Annotated in this window: 8 protein-coding genes; 5 read left to right on the top strand and 3 right to left on the bottom strand. The window is 52.5% G+C overall.

Annotated elements, in window-relative coordinates; all coding sequences use genetic code 11:
* Nucleotide 1: 1 nt before the first annotated feature.
* From KIH39_RS13595 to KIH39_RS13585, 3 genes are read left to right on the top strand one after another with little or no spacing between them, the layout of a single operon-like run.
* A complete protein-coding gene (locus KIH39_RS13595) occupies nt 2-2,185 on the top strand; it encodes a Gldg family protein (RefSeq protein WP_213493786.1) in 2,184 nt (727 codons plus the stop codon).
* Nucleotides 2,186-2,239: 54 nt separating this feature from the next.
* Entirely contained in the window at nt 2,240-4,708 is a 2,469-nt protein-coding gene (locus KIH39_RS13590) for a DUF4340 domain-containing protein (protein ID WP_213493785.1), read from the top strand.
* Nucleotides 4,709-4,710: 2 nt separating this feature from the next.
* Nucleotides 4,711-5,637 (top strand): SPFH domain-containing protein, encoded by a 927-nt coding sequence (locus KIH39_RS13585; RefSeq protein ID WP_213493784.1) that lies wholly within the window; start codon nt 4,711-4,713, stop codon nt 5,635-5,637.
* Between the two features lie 3 nt (nt 5,638-5,640).
* Here KIH39_RS13585 and KIH39_RS13580 read toward each other — a convergent pair whose 3' ends face one another.
* Nucleotides 5,641-6,660: a 3-keto-disaccharide hydrolase gene (locus KIH39_RS13580; protein WP_213493783.1), complete on the bottom strand. Its 1,020-nt coding sequence runs from the start codon at nt 6,658-6,660 to the stop codon at nt 5,641-5,643.
* 50 nt (nt 6,661-6,710) lie between these two features.
* On the opposite strand from KIH39_RS13580, the gene ribD reads away from it, so the two are divergent.
* Complete coding sequence (ribD, locus tag KIH39_RS13575) at nt 6,711-7,784, top strand: bifunctional diaminohydroxyphosphoribosylaminopyrimidine deaminase/5-amino-6-(5-phosphoribosylamino)uracil reductase RibD (protein ID WP_213493782.1); 1,074 nt, start codon at nt 6,711-6,713, stop codon at nt 7,782-7,784.
* On the opposite strand, the gene KIH39_RS13570 is transcribed toward ribD, so the two are convergent.
* A complete protein-coding gene (locus KIH39_RS13570; RefSeq protein ID WP_246539293.1) occupies nt 7,781-9,016 on the bottom strand; it encodes a phenylacetate--CoA ligase family protein in 1,236 nt (411 codons plus the stop codon). The two genes, ribD and KIH39_RS13570, sit on opposite strands and share 4 nt — an antisense overlap.
* A gap of 272 nt (nt 9,017-9,288) precedes the next feature.
* On the opposite strand from KIH39_RS13570, the gene rph reads away from it, so the two are divergent.
* On the top strand, nt 9,289-9,999 hold the full coding sequence (gene rph, locus KIH39_RS13565; protein ID WP_213493780.1) for a ribonuclease PH: 711 nt from the start codon (nt 9,289-9,291) through the stop codon (nt 9,997-9,999).
* Nucleotides 10,000-10,006: 7 nt separating this feature from the next.
* On the opposite strand, the gene KIH39_RS13560 is transcribed toward rph, so the two are convergent.
* Nucleotides 10,007-18,097: a beta strand repeat-containing protein gene (locus tag KIH39_RS13560; protein ID WP_213493779.1), complete on the bottom strand. Its 8,091-nt coding sequence runs from the start codon at nt 18,095-18,097 to the stop codon at nt 10,007-10,009.
* Nucleotides 18,098-18,337: the final 240 nt, after the last annotated feature.

Below are 18,337 nucleotides of genomic sequence, written 5' to 3'. Positions count from 1 at the left end.
CATGCTAAACGAATTGAATCCGGCATCTACCGCTGCCACCAACAAATTAAAGTTGTCCGCTTTGCTCCAGATTGCCCTGGGGATATTGCTGCTGATCGGCTCGATTGTCTTCTTCATGAGTGCGTCTTCGGATGGTAAGGCGGATGCCAGCAAAGAAAAGGCAAAAACCGAACTCACCAAAGATCTCGAGAAAGATAAGGATCCGGAAAAGAAGAAACTCGATGAAGGATTCTTCAGCGTCAAACTTGGGGATAGATTCTTTGCCGGAGCCTGGGCTTTGGCCATGGGATTGGGTTTTGTCTGTCTGGGTTCCTGGACCTACACTCGGACTCCCAAGACCGAGGATGAAGCCAACAGTGCTTTCAAGAGCACTCTAATTCTGGCCGGGAGCTTAATCGGCTTCCTGACTTTTTGCCTGGGGATCATCCTCGGCTATTGGTGGAGCGGCAGCCTGACCGATTGGCTCGAACAGGGGAAGGTGAAAGAAGCACGCTGGCCTTTCTTTGCACTTCTAGCGGTATTCGGCGGCCTGGTGATCATGTTCCTGGGGTTGCAAATCGCCCGTTCGGATCTCCGCAAGAGTGCCGGGCTTCGCCGTCTTTATTACGGTTTTTCAGCCGTGATGACCGGACTGTTCCTGCTTTCCCTGCTACTGAGTTTGAATATTTACTCGTCCATGAAGTGGACTAGCGTGCTGGATACCACCGAAAAGGGATATTACACTTTGGATCCGAAATCCAAAGAGGTTTTGAGCACTCTGAGCACCCCCGTAAAAGCCTATTTGATCTGGCCTCCGGGAAACTCACTGTTCGGTGAAGTTTCGAACATGCTCACCAACTGCGAAAAAGAGAACCCGAATTTTCAGGTCGTACCCCTAGATCCCAGCTTCGATGCGAAGGAAATATTCCGGCTCAATCAGCAGTACAAGTTGGGAGAGGATCTGCGCGATCAACTCGGAATTCTGCTGGTAGTTGGAGAGAAGGAAAACCAGACGGTCTTTCTGAAAATACGGGATCTGGTCGAGCAGAAATTCGGCAATGCTCCGGGGGAAGAATCGCTCAACTTCATTGGCGAAGGGCGAGTGATGGCGGAACTGGCATTCCTGGGAGAAGGAAAAGTCAAACCGATCATTTACTTCCTGCAGGGCAACGGGGAATTGGATATCAGCATCAAAGAGCCTCAGCCCCGAAAAGGGCCCAGAGACGTTTCCGCCGAACGTTCCGCTTCGATGCTGGTTCAGTACCTCCAGGATCGAAAGTACGACGTACGCCCCCTGAAACTGGAACTGAACGGTACCACCGATTTCGATACCAATGCCACCGCCGTGGTGCTTTTGGCACCCTCCGGACCTTACAGCGAGGGTGTCGTCAAATTCCTGACTGAGTATATGGAACCGACCGATCCGAAGCGCAAGCCGGGCAAATTGGTCGCGATCCTGCCACCAACCGTCTCGCCCATCAATCGCAAAATCGCTCCCACGGGTTTGGAGAAACTGATTAGCGATTTCGGCATGGATATCCTTCCCGCCAAGATCGTCCAATATTCTCAAAATGGGGCGCTTGAAACGCCGATCGTCGAACCTTCCGATGACCTTCAAGGTTCCATTTTGGCTCGGGCCTTTCCGCGGATGGAAATCATTCCCAATCTGAGTCGACCAATACGGGCTCAACAAGGATTGCGACCCGAACTGAAAGTTCAACGGGTTTTGGCGACCACGCCGAACGTTGTCACCTGGCTGGAAACCGACGGTGTCAGTAACAACGAAGCCGTATTCCGTCAGTTGCGGCAGGATAAAAATCTCCAAAAAGAGAAGATGGCGGGCCAACAGGAACTCGGCGTCATCGCTGTTAGTTCGATGGCCCCGCTGAAACCGCAAGATCCGCAGGCTCCGCCGACGCCTCCTGCAGAGCATACCCCTCGAATGGTGGTGCTCGGCTGGGAAGCTTTTAACAATCGATTGATTCAGATGGCCGGGAATTCCACCTTTAGCTTCGATATGCTCGGCGACTTAATCGACTGGTTGCGAGAACGACCTACTAACATCGGTATCAAGCCGCAGGAACGAAAGTACCTCAAAATTCCCGCGGATGTAACGTTGTGGAAGGTTCTGGTACAGCCGTTTTTGCTCTTCCTTTGCATAGTCACTGGCTTTGGTGTGAGCATTTGGATCGTTCGAAGAAAATAATCGATCGGTGCATTAAACCGATCGTAGTACTCAATATCTTCAGAGACCGTCATTATGAACTCTCGCACGACATACGTTCTGATGGGCCTGGTCGGTTTGCTTTTGGCTGGGCTGGGAATCTACATCGCATTCAGCGATGATGAAAAACCCAATGTGAGTGGATTGCTGCTGCCGGTGTTTGCGGAGAGCGGCATTCACGAAAACGATATCACTTCTTTGGAAATCGAAAACTCCGGCAAGAAAGCCGTTTTCAGCAGGCAGCCGGGTGGCCTCTGGAAATGCACTGAACCACTGAAAATCCGTGTCGATGCCACGGCCATCGATAGTATCCTTCGCGAATTGATGACGGCCAAGGTCGTGGAAAAAGGAATCGACATCTCCAATGATCCCGCGAAATATGGCTTGGCCAATCCCGAAGTGAAAATCACTTTGAAAAAGGGCGTAGATCGGGAAAGTACCGTTTCGATCGGCAACATCACTATCGGGCAGGAGAAAGCCCTGGCATACGTGATGACTTCCGATAACCCGCGACGCGTTCAGGCGATTCGCCGCAGCAGCATACAGGCTCTTCTCAAACCGGGACAACCGGCCGCCGGGAATACGGCTGAGATGGTTTTAGGGCTGTCTGATTTGAGGGAGCGGAAACTTCTGGGCATCAACATGCAGGATAGCCTGAGCCAGAGCAACAGCATTACCATCAAACAGGGGAAGCAGATTCTCAGCCTCGCCCGACAGCCCAACGGACAATGGATTTTTCAAGCGCCTCTGGGTTATGGTGAAGCCGAAGCGGAAATCCCCGCCGGGGGCGTTCCGAATCCGGAGTTGATCTACAGTGTGCGACAACTCATATCGCAAGCGACTGCACTCGAAGTATTCGATCCGAAAAATTTCATCGACAACCCACCCGACTTGGGCAAATTCGGGCTGAATCCCGATAATCCGGATGTAATGAAAATCGAGCTTTCGCGAATCTCTCCCGGAGGTCGGGAGGCGCCGACCACGGAAACTCTTTATATCGGGAAACGCGTGGAGGATCCTAAAGATCCGAAGCAGAAAACGGATGAAGTTTACGTGCACTTCGAGGGGGATGATACGGTCGCGAAGGTGAATGCCGAAGGACTGAAGTTCCTGCGCAAGACTTTGGAAGATCCCAAGTCCATTCGATCGAAAGATCTCGTCCGTATGGATCTCAATAAGGTGGACGCCATTGAGATCTTGAACCCCAGCGGCAAAATTGAATTGCGGCGCGGTGCCCAGGCGAATATCTGGAGCATCTACGATGGCGATAACGCGCATGCCGCGAACTTCACTTTCATTCAAACGTTACTGGCCCGCCTTACGGAGCATTCGCTGGTTCAGGAATTCCCTCCTTCGACTTACTCCGCCGAGAAACTTGGTTACACCGATAAATCCTCCCGTGTGGCGTTGTGGGAAAACGGAGTTCCACCTGCAAAAGAAGGCGAAGCCAGCAAAGCCGGTAAGCCCAAACTGAAGGATAAACCGACTGTGGAATTGATTTTTGGGAAGTCGGAATTGAACGTCGTGAATGTTCGTCGGATCATGAATGGTCAGCAAAACGATTTCCAAATTCCTTCTAATGTTCTCGATCAGTTGGTGAATCGGAATCGCATCGAATACGTCGATGTGATATTGAAGACTTTTAACTCGGCTCTGGCGAAAACTATCACTATTACCCAGGGAACGGAAAATCTGATTCTGAACCAGGTAGAAGGGGATAAGTGGAAAATCGGTGGGCCGGAGAAACTGAAGAATAAGCCTGCCGACGATGAGAAGGTTCGTCAGTTGATTACCGAATTAGTCAATTTGCGACCATTGAAGACCGTAGCTGAGAAACCGGATGCTGCCACTCTGACTCGGTTGAAACTCGATGACAAGTCCGCCCTGATGAAGATCAAGATCGATCTCAAGGACGAAAAAGATAAAGAAAGGATCTACTACTTCGGCGTCGACTCGGAATCGAAAACCGGTCAGTACCTGAGGATGGCGGATCAAGATTACGTGGTGGAAGTTACCAAGGCGATCTATGAACTGCACAAGAATAGCTCAGACTTTCTGGATCGTCAGGTTTACAAGATCCCACCCGACAAAGTGACAGGCCTCAAGCTCACCGGCTGGGCAAAACAGACCGGTGAAAAACCGGCGACTCGCGAGTTCGAATTGAAGGAAGGCAAGTGGGTCGCCAGGACCAAGCTGAATTATGAGATCGACCCTCCTGCCATCGCCAACTTCCTGCTGGATGTCACTAACGTGAAAGCGGAGGAGATGCTGGGCACCAAAGAGGTGAAGCCGGAATTCAACCTCGACCTCTCCAAGGGGGCCATTGAGATCGTTCTGGAGGCCGAAGGCGGCAAGAAGATCACGCTGCTTCTGGGAGCCGAAGATCCTAAGAGTAATTTGATCTACGCGAAATCTAGCGAGGCGGGTGGAGAAGTATTTACGCTGCTGAAAGATCGCTATAGGGTCATTCGAGATACTCTTATGGTCTTTAAGAAGCTTCCCTGATCATGAAATGGCTTCGTCGTTTATTTCTGATTCCACTATTCCTCTGGCTGCTGACCGGACTGGCGGAAATAGGACCTAAAGAGCGCGGCGTAGTGCGCCGATTCGGTCGAGTCGTCGCGACTCCCGGCCCCGGGCTTTGGATCGGCTGGCCCTGGGGAATCGACAAATTAGATCGCGTTTCGATAGCTTCCGTACAACGGCTCAACGTCGGCTACAAGCCTCAGGAAATCGAAGATACCGTCAGTGGGCAACAGCTCACCGGAGATCAGAATCTCATCAATATCTCTGTTAACCTTGACTACTCCGTGGGCGAAGGAACCGAAGCACTCATCGATTATGTCAGTCAGCGCGAACGAAGTGAATCGATTCTGGTGCGGGAGGCCGAATCGGCAATCTCCGAGTGGATCGCCGGTCAAAGCGTGGACGATGTTTTGCTTACCGGAAATGCCGCGCTACCGCGCTGGCTGGCCGACAGGCTGGAAGGTCGCCTGGCGGATCATCATCTGGGTATTCGGGTTCAGCAGATCAGCGTCGATTTTCTCAGTCCGCCGGAAAAGGTCAGAGGAGCGTTCGAAGAGGTTAATCGCTCGCAGACCAATATCCGCACTCAGGAGTTTCGGGCGAAGCAGGAAGCGGAACTTCGCATGAAATCGGCCCAGGCCGATCGATTTCGATTCCAGCAGGAAGCCGCTTCCTATGCGGAGACCCAGTTGACTCTGGCGGTGGCCGAAGCCCAATCTTTTCTGCAGCGGCTGACGACCTATCGTCAATTGAAGCAAACCAACCCCGATGTACTCACTTTCATCTGGTGGAACGAGATGAGCAAATTGCTGTTGGGCATGAAGAGCAAAGGGCGAATCGATCTGATGGACAATCACATCGGGGCCGACGGGCTGGACGTCACTCAGATGCTTCAGAAGAAGAAATAGCGATTATTCTTTGGTCTTGGGCAATTCCAATATTCGCAGGTTGCGAAAATTCAAATCGGTGGTTGGATCGTGCCCCTGAATGCTGATGTGGCCCGAAGCAGTTTTCGATCCCTGGCGCGGGTTGTCGTTCGGTTTGCGATCATCGGTCCAGTCGACGACCGGGTAGCCGTTGACGAACGTTCGCAGATGCCGCCCCTCGGCCACGAGAGTCATCGCAAACCATTCGAAATCATTGCTGACCACTTTTCGCACTGGTATGCGTCTGTAGATCGCACCCGTGCCGAAGTCGGTGGGTTTTGTGCGATCGTTCTCTTTGTAGCCATTGTGAATCTGCATTTCGTAGCCGTTCTGATACTGATCGGCGATGCAACGAAAGAAGATGCCGCTGTTGAGTGCTTTGCCTTTGCTGAAGCATTCGAGTTGGAGCACAAAATTGTCGAATTTCCGATCAGTCTGTAGATCGCCCGGTCCATTTTTCACGTTCAGCCATCCCTCGGGCCTTACCGAATAAACCGACTTGTATTTTTCACCGCGAAAAGGCTTCCAGCCGTTCAAATCCTTCCCGTTAAATAGGCTGATACCCCCCATCGGGATGCAAGCAATTTTCGAGAATACGATCTGAGACCCAGCCGGCACGTTCAACTCGACAATCGGCTCCAAAGAGTCGCCAGTGGGATTGATCTCCAATTCCAATCTTTGCATCCCTTTATGCGCGACGAGTTTAATTTGTTTGCCGCCGACTGTAAGCGAAGGTATTCCTGGACCTTCCAGGCTAAATACCAGTACCGCTTTGGCCTTAGTCAACTTCAACGTGCTAAATGCCTCCGTCTTTTGAGTTCCGCCAAATATCAGATTTCCATCTTTAACCTCGAGGCTTCCTTCCCACTTCCAACCGAAAGTAGATTCGCCGTCGAAGGCGAGGAGCCAACCCCGGGAAATCTCTTCCCGAGTCAATGGGGATAGTGAATCCGACGCTCTCGCTAACGATGAAAATAGTGTTAGAATCAGAACTGCAAGTCGCATGGAGAGTCTCGCGTAGCAGAGTATGGATTGAATAGAATAGAATCAATTATATGTCGGATCAGGAGCTAATGCGTCGAGCACTGCAGTTAGCCGAGCGGGGACGTGGTTACGTCGAACCTAATCCCCTGGTCGGTGCGGTCATCGTGCGCGAAGGGGCGATTGTCGGGGAAGGTTGGCATCCCAAATACGGCCAAGACCACGCTGAAATCGTCGCTTTAAAGCAGGCGGGGGAGTTGGCCCAAGGCAGTACCTTGTACGTGACACTTGAACCCTGCTGCCATCAAGGGAAGACGCCTCCTTGCACCGAAGCGGTGATACGAGCCGGCATAAAAAGAGTTGTCGCGGCCATGGCCGATCCCTTCGCGGCGGTGGCGGGTAAGGGATTTCAGAAGCTCCGCGAAACCGGGATCGAAACGCAATCGGGCCTGCTGGAAAAGGAAGCACGGTTTTTGAATCGTCCTTACCTGAAGCGACTTCGAACGGATAAGCCTTACATCCACGCCAAATGGGCCATGTCACTCGATGGGAAGATTGCGACTTCCACCGGGGAATCTAAATGGATCACTGGTGAAATTGCCCGGCAGAAAGTCCATCACTATCGGGGGTTGATGGATGGAATCATCACTGGTCGCGGCACTCTCTTGAGCGATGATCCACTTCTTACCGCGCGACCACCCGGCCCTCGCACTCCGACGAGGATTGTGCTGTCTCAGGGAAAAACCGAACTTCCGACGAACTGTCAGCTGCTGAAATCGGTACAGTGGGCTCCCGTTCTGCTGGCCGTCCATCAGGATTATCTCTTCCGGCACGAGGCCTGGAGAAATGCGGGAGCTGAGTTGCTCGGTTATCAATCGCTGGAAGATTTTCTAAAAAAACTGGCCGAGCGCGGCATGACCAATATCTGGCTGGAGGCGGGCACCAGTCTGCTCGGCTCTTTTTTGGATTCCCGGGAAATCGACGAAGTGCACTGTTTTATCGCCCCGCGAATTATCGGTGGGAAGCATGCCCACGGGCCAATCTCCGGGATTGGAATAGCTCATTTGCCCGAAGCGATGAAATGCGATAAAACCACTTCGGAATTATTGGGTGAAGATTTTTATATTCGCGGCTGGATGGACTCCTAACGAATGTGCACCACGCGGCGGGCTTTCATTTCAAATCGCGGGAGTACTCCAGTCGCTACGCACTTGACATCGACCCGAAACAGCAACTCATCCCGAATCGCGCGGGCGACAAGTTCGGCCAAGTTCGTGGAATCCGCAAACGGTGTTGGTTCGATCTCCACACTCAGATCCGCCAGCGGTCCCGTGTGATCCACCACAATTCGAAATTCGATAACTTCCGCAAAACGTCGAACGACGGCCTCGATCGAAGCCGGGTAAAGATTGTTGCCCCGAATGTAAATCATGTCGTCTGTCCGACCCAGAATTCCGCCCTCAAAACAGATCCGGTTCTGATAGGGCTTCAATCGAACCAGATCGCCGGTCCTGTAGCGAATGAGTGGACAACCCCACCTCCGCAGGTTCGTCAGAACCAATTCGCCTACATCTCCCTCCCGAACTGGCAGATCGGATTGGGGATCAATCACCTCCGCCAGATAGTGATTCTGAAGCAGCATTAAGCTCCGGGGAAGTTCGACCATCTCGACGGCCACCGGTCCCACTTCGGTCATGCCGTAATGATCGAATACGCGAGCTCCCCAGACTTTTTCAATTCGTTCACGGGTAGCTGGTATGCATCCCCCGGGCTCTCCTGCGACAATCAGCATTCGCACGGCCGAAGCAGCCAGATCGATTTTCTCGCGGTCGGCCAGTTCGGCCAGATGAAGAGCGTAGGTGGGCGTGCAACAGATCACGGTTGCCTCGTGTTCCAGCAAAAAACGCAGCCGAGCCGTGCTGGTCATTCCGCCGCCGGGCAGACAGAGATAACCGGCACCGCTCGCGGCTTCAAACGCAGTCCAGAATCCCAGGAAGGGACCAAAGGAAAATGGAAAGAAAAATTTGTCCTGAGAACTGAGGCCCATAATCGGGAAACTGTCGGTCCAGCAGTTCAGGAGACCCTTCCAACTGGCCGGCGTATCCAGCCAGCGCAGCGGCCGGCCGGAACTGGTACCCGATGTCTGGTGCAACCGGCAGTAATCTTCCAGCGGATAGGTCAGGATCTGACCATAGGGAGCATAGTTATGTTGATCGGCAATCAAATCGGATTTCAACGTGAACGGGAGGCTCGTCAGATCAGATAAATGTTGGAAGGAATCGGGATCGATTTGCAATCCGGCATATTTTTTTTGATAGAAACGGTTGCGCGGGAGAATTTCGCCGAGCATGTCTCGGAAAGGTTTCAAATCGAACGGCACTGGGAATCCCCCGGAATTATTCGGTATGCTTGAGGCTTCGCTGCGCATTCATACACTGTACGAAATAGAGTCTTTCAAGTAAAAGGAGATTGCAAATGGGTAATCCGGCGGGCGATAAAAAGAAACTGAAGGAAAAGCGTCGTAAGAAAACGGAAAAACGCTTGTTCGAAAAGGCTACCAAGACTGAAGCAGCCGCCAAGGCCAAGAAGTAATTCCCATTTCCGCCTAAGTTCGGGGCGGCTCGCCCCGTTCCAAATCTGGATATTTTGAGCATGCGACCTGGAAACCGGAATCTTAATCAGCTCCGACCACTCTCCTTCGAACCTGGATTTACACGACAAGCCCCTGGAAGCGTGCTGGTTCGTTCGGGCATGACCATAGTTCTATGCACTTGCTGCATCGATACAAAAGTTCCTGAATTTCTGGAGGGTAAGGGGCAAGGCTGGTTGACCGCGGAATACGGAATGCTTCCCGGCTCCACAAATAGTCGAAAAGCTCGCGATAAAGCCGGAAAAGTCGATGGTCGCAGCGTGGAAATTCAACGGCTGATAGGCCGCAGTCTGCGAGCCGTCGTCGATCTCTCCCAATTGGGTGAGCGGACCCTTTGGATCGATTGCGACGTCCTGGAAGCAGATGGAGGAACGCGGACAGCCGCCATCAACGGAGCCTTTGTAGCTTTGGTACTGGCTCTGAAGAAAAAAGAGGCTGAAATAGGCTCCTGGCAGCGGATCGTGACCGACAGTGTGGCGGCCGTCAGTGTCGGGCTAGTCGAAGGAGAGGCTCGGCTCGATCTGGAATACGTTGAGGATCGGGATGCCGAGGTCGATATGAATCTGGTGATGACTGGGACGGGCAAATTCATCGAAGTTCAGGGGGCCGGCGAGGAAGCCACTTTCTCCCGAACTCAGTTAAACGAACTTATCGAACTCGGCGAACTGGGTATCCGACAGATCACCGAGATGCAAAAAAATCTGATCGGATAAACAGTTTTTACACTGTCGCCGAATTTTTCCTTCGATTTCGACGAACCCAGCTTAATAGTCCGATACCCGCACCTCCGATAACCAGCAGGCTGGCGGGTTCGGGTACAGGCACGAAAGTGACAGACAAGGTATCGGGCCCACCCGAGGTGTAATTGAAAGATACCGTCGCATTTCCCAGATAATTTCCGGTGATATTAAACAGCGAAGTCACGTCTTGCGAGGCCATACCAAGCCCCGAGCCACTTATCGTATCAAAGGTCGCGAAGGTGTAGGTCAGCGGCGTATTGATACCCGCCGATGTGTTCGGTTTCGTCGCGGTGATCTGCAGATTGAAAAGATTGGTACCCGTTAAACCATTCAGAGTTAAGGAACCACCCGACAATCCAACGAGTTGGTTGTGGGTGGTGCCCGGTACAGGTGTAGCGGCCGTGTTATCGTAGATTAAGCTGAACGTGCCTCCGCCATACCAGGTTTGACTACCCGTATGCAGAGTTCCGATACCGTTGTTGATCGTGCTCAGCCCCGGTGCAACAGTTCCACCACTTTGAATGTCAATGTTACCATTCACCACCCCAAGGCCACCGAGAGTTCCCGATCCGTTAACTATTACGGAAGAACCGGCGGCGAGCGATCCGCCGGTCAAGTTGCCAACGGCCAGAGTTCCTCCAGTAACGGTGGTGGTTCCCGTGTAGGTATTGGTACCAAGCAGTACGAGAGTTCCGGAACCCGATTTAGTAAATCCGCCGCCCGCAATGACGCCACCATAGGTCGTATTGATCGATTGATTGACCGTTAAAGTCGTACCCGTAGCGATATTCACTGTGGCGTTATATCCGGGCGTCAAGGTGCCCGATGCCAGGCTTGCGATCGTCATGCTACCATTCAGATTGACGGTGGAATCGATATTCGTCGTAGAGAGAGTCAAACCGCCATTTCCCAAATTTGTGGTGGCTGCCACATTCAAAACGCCGCCATTGACGAAGGTTCCTCCACTGTAAGTGTTGACCGAGGTAGCTCCGAGAGTCAAGGATCCGGGCAGGCCAGAACCGGTGGAAAGTGCCCCTGTAAAATTGATCCCTCCATCGGTAATAACGGAATTGATTTGGAGGTCTCCACTGCTCCCTGCGGCCTGACCGGCCACATTGATGTTTCTAATACTGTTGTTCAGGTCGAGCGTGGCATTACTTGCTCCGGCAATGATGGTAGAGCTGCCAAAACCGGGAGAGGCTGTGTTGTCGAGTAGGTTGATATCGCCATTCAGATGAAGCGAGCCACCGGCGCCAATATTAATTGCGGTGTTGCTGCCGCCCGCGGGAGCATAGAGAGTAAGATTTTTGATCAACTGGGAATTGCCGCCAATATCTAGCGTTGCGCCCGTTCCACCGGCCTCATTACCCACCACAACACCCGAACCTGTCGGAAGTTGGTTGCTGGAAGTTAGGGCGACCGTTCCCTGGATGACTTGCAGGTTGCCGGTATAAGACTGGTTCGCGGAGATATTGAGAATACCCAAGCCCGTTTTGATGAGATCGCCCGAGCCCGTAGTACCGACATTCAATGAAACGGTTAGCCCATTCGAATCGAAATAGCCGCCGTTGGTGCCCAATTGAATGGATCGGTTATTAGCAAAGGAGAAAGCGGTTCCATATTGGATGCCCCCACCGTTTAAGGTGAGTATTCCGGTGGAAGCCCCGAGGTTATTGTCTGCAGAAATCTGCAAGAAACCATTCAGAATCGAAACGTTCCCCGAGAAACTCGACGAATTTCCTGAAAGGATTTGAACGCCAGTTCCCTGTTTGGTAAGGCTTCCAGAACCTGTTAAAGAGCCGAAGAATTGCGGAGTAGTAACTGCCGTGGAAGTGTCGATTGTCAGCACACTGCTAGTCAGCGAACCGGTGGAAACCGAGCCATTACCGAACAAACCGGAGAAAGTGGTACTGACATCGTTCATCGAGAAGGACGCACCGGATGCGACGGTCAAGCTATTACTCGCAGGTAAACTGGCTCCATTTTGATATGTGACCGTGCCAGCGTTAATCGTCAATCCACCCAGAATAGTATGAGTGCCGCCGTTGATGATAAGATTGGCGCTGCCGTATTTGTTCAGTCCACCGGTCCCAGCGATAGTCACGTTCGAACCAAGAATAGTGAGATCGGTGGTGGTCACAACCGTCGAACCGGTCCCTAAGACGAGGTTGCTGGCCGCGGTTGCGGAGATGCTTTGCGCGCTCGTGGTCGATTGGAGTATGCCGTTGATGACCAGGTCGGCGCCAGTTGCCAACCCGATTCCCGATGTTCCGGTCGGGTAAATATTCGGTTTGAGTGTGATCGAACCTCCTGACAGGGTGAGGCCGCCGACAGTTGCCCCCAATTTTGCAATGGCCGCTCCAGAGGTGATGAAAGTGGCGGTGTTGGGTGTGATTGGGTTCCCGATGGAACTGGGACTGGTGGTCGTATCGGTTCCCACGTTGTCGAGCAAAATTCCAGTAACAGTAGAAGGCGTAAAAGCGATCACACCTCGCACAGGATCGTAAGTGGCTTGAACGCCAAAGCTTCCAAAATATGCGTTGGGAATTGCCCCATTGACGAGTGTCGGAGCATTCGAGAAGAAAATGTGGCTGACGGATCCGGAAGTACTAACGCTGCCCAGATTAGTACCGCTAAACAATAGTCCGGCCCCGGTGGGTATGCTCGACAGAATGCTGAAATAGAGATCGACGGCCGCTCCGTAAGAGACGAGGTTAACCTGGTTGTTCGTCGTTCCGCTGGCAATGGTCAAAGCGCCCAGGGCACTGGAACTATTTGAAATCGCCTGCGGTGTCGAAGCGTTATTGCCGAGTACTTGCAGCAAGCCATTACTGAGATTTACACTGGCTCCCGAAGCAAGGCGCGAATTCAGGGCGTTCGAACTCGAACCGGTATTATCGAGAGTAAAACTCGGCGTCAGTGTGGTGCTGCCGTTTCCGATGTTCAAGCTGCCGATATTAAGGAAGGTGCCTTGATTGTTGAGAACAATTCCACCTGAGGAGGAAGCTCCAGGTGACAGATAGATCGATCCCGAGAGTGAATTAGTCGAATTGAATGTCAGAACGCCGCCACCAAATACCTGCAAATCCGATAAGCCGGATAAGTTACCTGAAATCGTTCCGTTGTATCCGTTCGTATTTATTCCCCCCCCACCGGAACTGGTGAGGAGGATAGAGCGATTGAGATTAATCCCGGCAGCGTCGAAGCGAAGGGAGCCATTGACTCCGGACGAAGCCAGAATGAGAGTGTTGCTGGAAGCTCCCAGGCTGCCGTTGGAGGTGATGGCGAGCGTTCCGTGCTGCACAATCAGACTATCGACAGAAAAGTCGTTCAGGGGGTTCGTGAAACGGACCACGTTCGATTCATTCAAACCGGAAGAATCGATGATTAACTGAGTACCGATTCCAACGCTACCCCCATGAATGATGCCGGAGAGAGTCAGAGTCTGGTTGAAGCCACTCGTATCATCAGAAGCGATGAAATTTTGAATCGCCGGCGTCGTACTGAGATTGATCGTGTTGGGTATTGTGGCAGAACCGCCGATGCCGAGGCCAAACTGAATCGTGGGAGTGGAGGAGGAAGTGCTGGTATTGTTGGTGAAAGTTACCGCTCCGGTACCCAATGCGTTGCTGGCACCGATGCCTGCTCCGCCATATACCCCGAAGGTCGTCCCACCGGAATAGGTGTTATTCCCAGACAGTGTCAGTGTGGAATTGGAAGTGGGATTGAAGGCCAGTGAAGCGGAACCGGAAATAGTTGCCTGGATGGTTTGCGGAGAAGTCAGGTTTAGAGTTCCATTCGTAACGTTCAGATTGCCGTTACCGGAAATCGTCGTCGCCGTCGTGGAAGTTGAGATCGCCGACTGGTTGATTGTAAATGTAGTACTTCCGATGTTTAAATTGCCGCCAGCACCGCTCAGGTTCCCCACAGTGACCGCATTGCCATTGACATCAAAAGTCCCAGCTTGGATGTTCAATGAAGTTGTAGTCGTCCAGGGAGAACCGGAGGCGAGTTGCAACGTCCCCGCACCATCTTTGGTGAGTGTTCCAGTAGCATTCGGCGTGGAACTGAAAGTCAGGGTTGTGATCGGAGTTGAAACGTTTAGCGTTCCGCCCGATATGCCGACCGCGAAATTCGTGGTCAGCGTGGCGGAGGCACCCGTGTAATACAGCGTGCCACCATTAAGTGTCAGAGCACCAGTGCCCAATCTCGTAAGTTGATCGACCGAGATGCCGCCGCTTTCGATCGTCGTGCCACCCGCATAACTGTTAGTGCCCGTGAGTGTGAGTATACTCGTGCTGGTTTTGACCAGCGAACCACCGCCAGAAATGTTCCCTTCAGCGGTGGTGTTGGTGAGACCCCCGATTGTGAAGCTGGTGCCCGTACCGATTATCAAGCTCGTACCAGAGTCCGAGGTTAACGATCCAATATTGGCATTGCTGTTGGAAATCAGGCCGCCCAGAGCGATGTTGTAATCGCCACCGAGGTTGTTCGTACCATTGATGATGAGATTGGCGGTCCCTTGTTTATTGAGTCCGCCGCTACCGGAGAGAATTACACCCGAGCCGATTGTCAAATCTGCGGAAGTGTTGACGGATGCCAGCAGGTTTCCGAAGCTTAAGATGGGATTGCCGGAAGCCGCCGTGATCTGGCGAGATATCGAGCCGGATGTGGACAAGATACCGGAGGAAATAACTAATGTATCTGCAGCGGTATAGCCGTTTGCTTGCTGCGGAGAATTGGCACCGGGTGATAGTAGGATGTCGGAACCCGATAGGATGAGGCTATTCACCTTGGCCCCGAGATAGGCCGTGGTGACTGTGTTGCCACCCGATGGCGAAGCCGTGGTGAAAATCGAGTTGTAAACGGTCAATCCATTGCCCCGGTCCGTAACGTTATCGATATACAGACCGGTTTGAGGTGAGGGTGTGTTGTACGCGATGATACCCAGTGTCGAATCGTACGTGGCGAAAGTAATTCCGCTTGTCGTCGAAAAATAGGCGTTAGGAATCAAGCCGCCGACGAGAGTGGGGGCTGCGGTGAAATAAACTCGAGTACCTCCGATAGTCGTAGATCCAAAATTGTTGGTTCCCTGGAAGGTCAAAGTGTTGTACTGCGCAACTGGCACCAAACTGCTGAATGTGATGGTGTGATTTCCACTTCCGCTATCCGAAATATTAATCAAATTTGTGCTGGGATTGGTGGAAGTCCCTCCCGTGGCTGAAAGGGCTCCGAAGACGAAAGAATCTGTGGCGCTGTTCGTGGTGATATTCAGGGTGCCACCCCCTGACATAAATCCGGTATTATTCCCGTTATTCGTCAACGTAATACTCGTTGCCCGGCCGGTTCGATTGCTAATATTCGTCGCCGAGTTATCGATGCTGAAAACGGCATCATTGCCGATTGTAACTGCACCCAATTCAGGCATTTTCCCATTGCCACTGATGGTGACAGTACCGGCTCCATTTCCAATATTCAAACTGGAAGAGTAAGTTGTATCTCCAGCAAAGACTAAATTTCCTGTCCCTATTTTGGTCAGAACCGATCCATCGCCGAGACCCTGCAAGCCGCCGCCGAGGGTGATGGTATTGCTCTGAGTGTCGATGGAAGAACTGGCGATCAAGCTCGGAGTAACAGAGAAGTAGAGGCTGGCACCCGCCTGGAGAGTTCCCCCATTGAGGAGGATGGCACCGGAACCGAGCTGATTCGAATTAGTGATCTCGAGAATACCATTGGTAATGAGGGTTCCGCCGGTGTACGTGTTGGCGTTAGTATTTGTCAGCGAAACTGTGGCGTTCGAGACGGAGGTTTGACCTCCGATCTGCAGTTGCCCGGACCCTGTAATCAGACCTGGGATTGTGAAAGTCGTATTGGGCGTTGAGTTCCCAATGCTACCCCCGGCGGGACCGATATTGATCGTTCGAAGACTACCGAGCGATTGCGAATTGGAGCCGGCATAGACTAGAGCTCCGCCCGCGAGGTTGATATTGCCGTTGACGGTACCGAGTTGCAGGTCATTGGTAAAGGTCACATACGCGTTGCCGTTGATGAATAGGCCGCCGCTGAAGGAGTTGCTTGACGTGTTCGAAAAATTCAGTGAGCCGTAAACGGTATCCAGTCCACTGACGACAATTCCTGCGCTGCCGCTGAGCGAGGAAGTGTTGGTAAAGTAGACTGAATTCGAAACATGGAAATAGCCGGTCACCCCGCCGAAAGAGAGGTTAGAGCCGGAGAAATATGTGGGCGAGTTGTAACCGGTCCAACCGCTGGTGACAGTAATAGTTCCGGGGCTTTGAAAGACGGTACTCCCGAGTACATAGAGAGAATTTACTCCTCCCACGTCGTACACCGTGCCACCGGTCCATTGCGAATTTTTCGTGCCGCTAAGGTTGGCGGCCGCGAACGAATAAGATGCATTAGTCCAATCGCTGTCCGCGAGGGGTCTTAAACCATTACTGCCATAAATGGCCGGACTAAAAATCGATGTGCTATTGGCTCCGGAAGGAGCTCCTGTGTAGGCCGCAAAGGGAACGATACCATTTATGATGTAGTTCGTTGCGTTGCCAAATTTGATATTCACGCTGGTAGAACTGGGCAAGTCGTTTGGATTGCCCAAAAATCCGTAGCTGGCCTGGGTAGGATCCGTATTCGCCTGTAGAAGCAGGGTACCGCGATAATTTGCGGCATCAATGCTCGAAAAATTCAGGATGGTACCGGCGGCGGGGCCCGTGAATATCGATGAAGTAAATACCGTTAACCCGGTCAGCTGAAGGCTGCCGAAATTATCTACGATCTGGTTGCCATTATTGGCACCGGGGTTGTAGAGGAATCGACCACCATTAGAGACGATAGGTACCGTCGCAAGTCGACTCGTCGTTACTGTCCCCGTTGTCGGTTGCGTGATGGTCAGTCCGCCGCCGTTCATCAAGGTCAGGCCACTGATGTTCGCTAGGGAACCGCTGGTTCCCGCCAACTCCAGAATAGCCCCGGGAGTACTTCCAAAAACGGCATTCGAAACTTGGCTGCCGATAACGGATGTGCCCCCGCCGATAATAACGGAGCCCGTAAAGTTCGGGTTGGCATTTTGCAACTGAAGTGTACTCGAGTTCCCGATGCCAGTTTGGGTCACCAGAAGCGAATTCGCTCCCGAGATTGGTCCGAGCAGAACGCCTGTCGCACCGGCTGCCAGATCGATGTTTCCGTTGCCATTCAGAATCACCGAGCGATTGGCATTCAGCGTGGCCGAACTTCCGAAACGGAAAGTACCACTGGAGTTTGTGCCAAAAATGATGTTATTGGCGGAGTTCCCCAGCGTTCCATCGCCGCCCGAAATGGACAGCACGCCATTATTGATCGTAATATCACCGCTAAAAGCGTTCCCGGAGGCATTCCCGGTGAAACTAACCGTCCCGGTTCCATTCTTTACAATGCCTCCGGCAATGTTGCCGCCGATGGCTCCGTCAAGTAAGGTGTTGCTCTGGCCATCAAAAGTGATGGTGCCGATCCCGACACCACCGAAGGTGGCTCGGTCGATAAAACTGGAATTACTTCCAATCAGACTCAGAGCCGTAACTCCGACAGCACCATTATTGACAATATTCAGGTCAGTCACCACGATCAGATTGCTATTGGTGATCGTCGAACCGCCAATCGAACCGCGCGTCACACTGATGGTTGCCGGCAAGCCGTTGTTGTCGAGTGTGATGCTGGTGCCCGCAGTGCCGAGAGTATAGCCGAAATTGCCGGTATTGCCGAAAGTGATGCCGCCGGTGGTCATACCGCCGGGGGCCACCCCGAGAATGCGAAATGCCGTCGGAGCAATGGTATCCCCGAGGGAAATCGTATCGCCTGCCAGATTCGTGTAAGTGGTCGGGGCGCTGCCCGCCACTGTCCAGTTCAACGAGGTGGTATCCCAGATTCCGTTGGCGTCCAGGTTCCAGCTGTAATCAGTAGCGCGCGCGGAGGAAGGGGAGAATAAACCGAGTCCCAGGCTGAACGCCACGGCAATTTTCTTGCGCCAGGGGCCCGATCGAGTGCGCTTGGGTGTGTGGGCATTTAGAGACGGGGACATTCGATGCTTCTCTCGGGATGAAAATTAGCACTTAGAACTGCCCAAATAAATCAGCCCTGGATCAACCTCAACTCGGGACGAGTCAAAGCCACTGTGGCCGCACTTATTTTCAGATGGCAATCCGGGGGACTGAATCGAAAGTTAAATAGGGGTTAACTAATCGACTGTACCCGATCAACGACAGAACAAAATTACGACGACCCAGAGAGCGTACTCACCAGGTCTTGGGGTAAAATTTAC

This window comes from Telmatocola sphagniphila (genome assembly GCF_018398935.1).
In the GTDB taxonomy this organism is placed as follows: domain Bacteria; phylum Planctomycetota; class Planctomycetia; order Gemmatales; family Gemmataceae; genus Telmatocola; species Telmatocola sphagniphila.
This window is presented reverse-complemented; position numbering and strand designations above follow the sequence as displayed.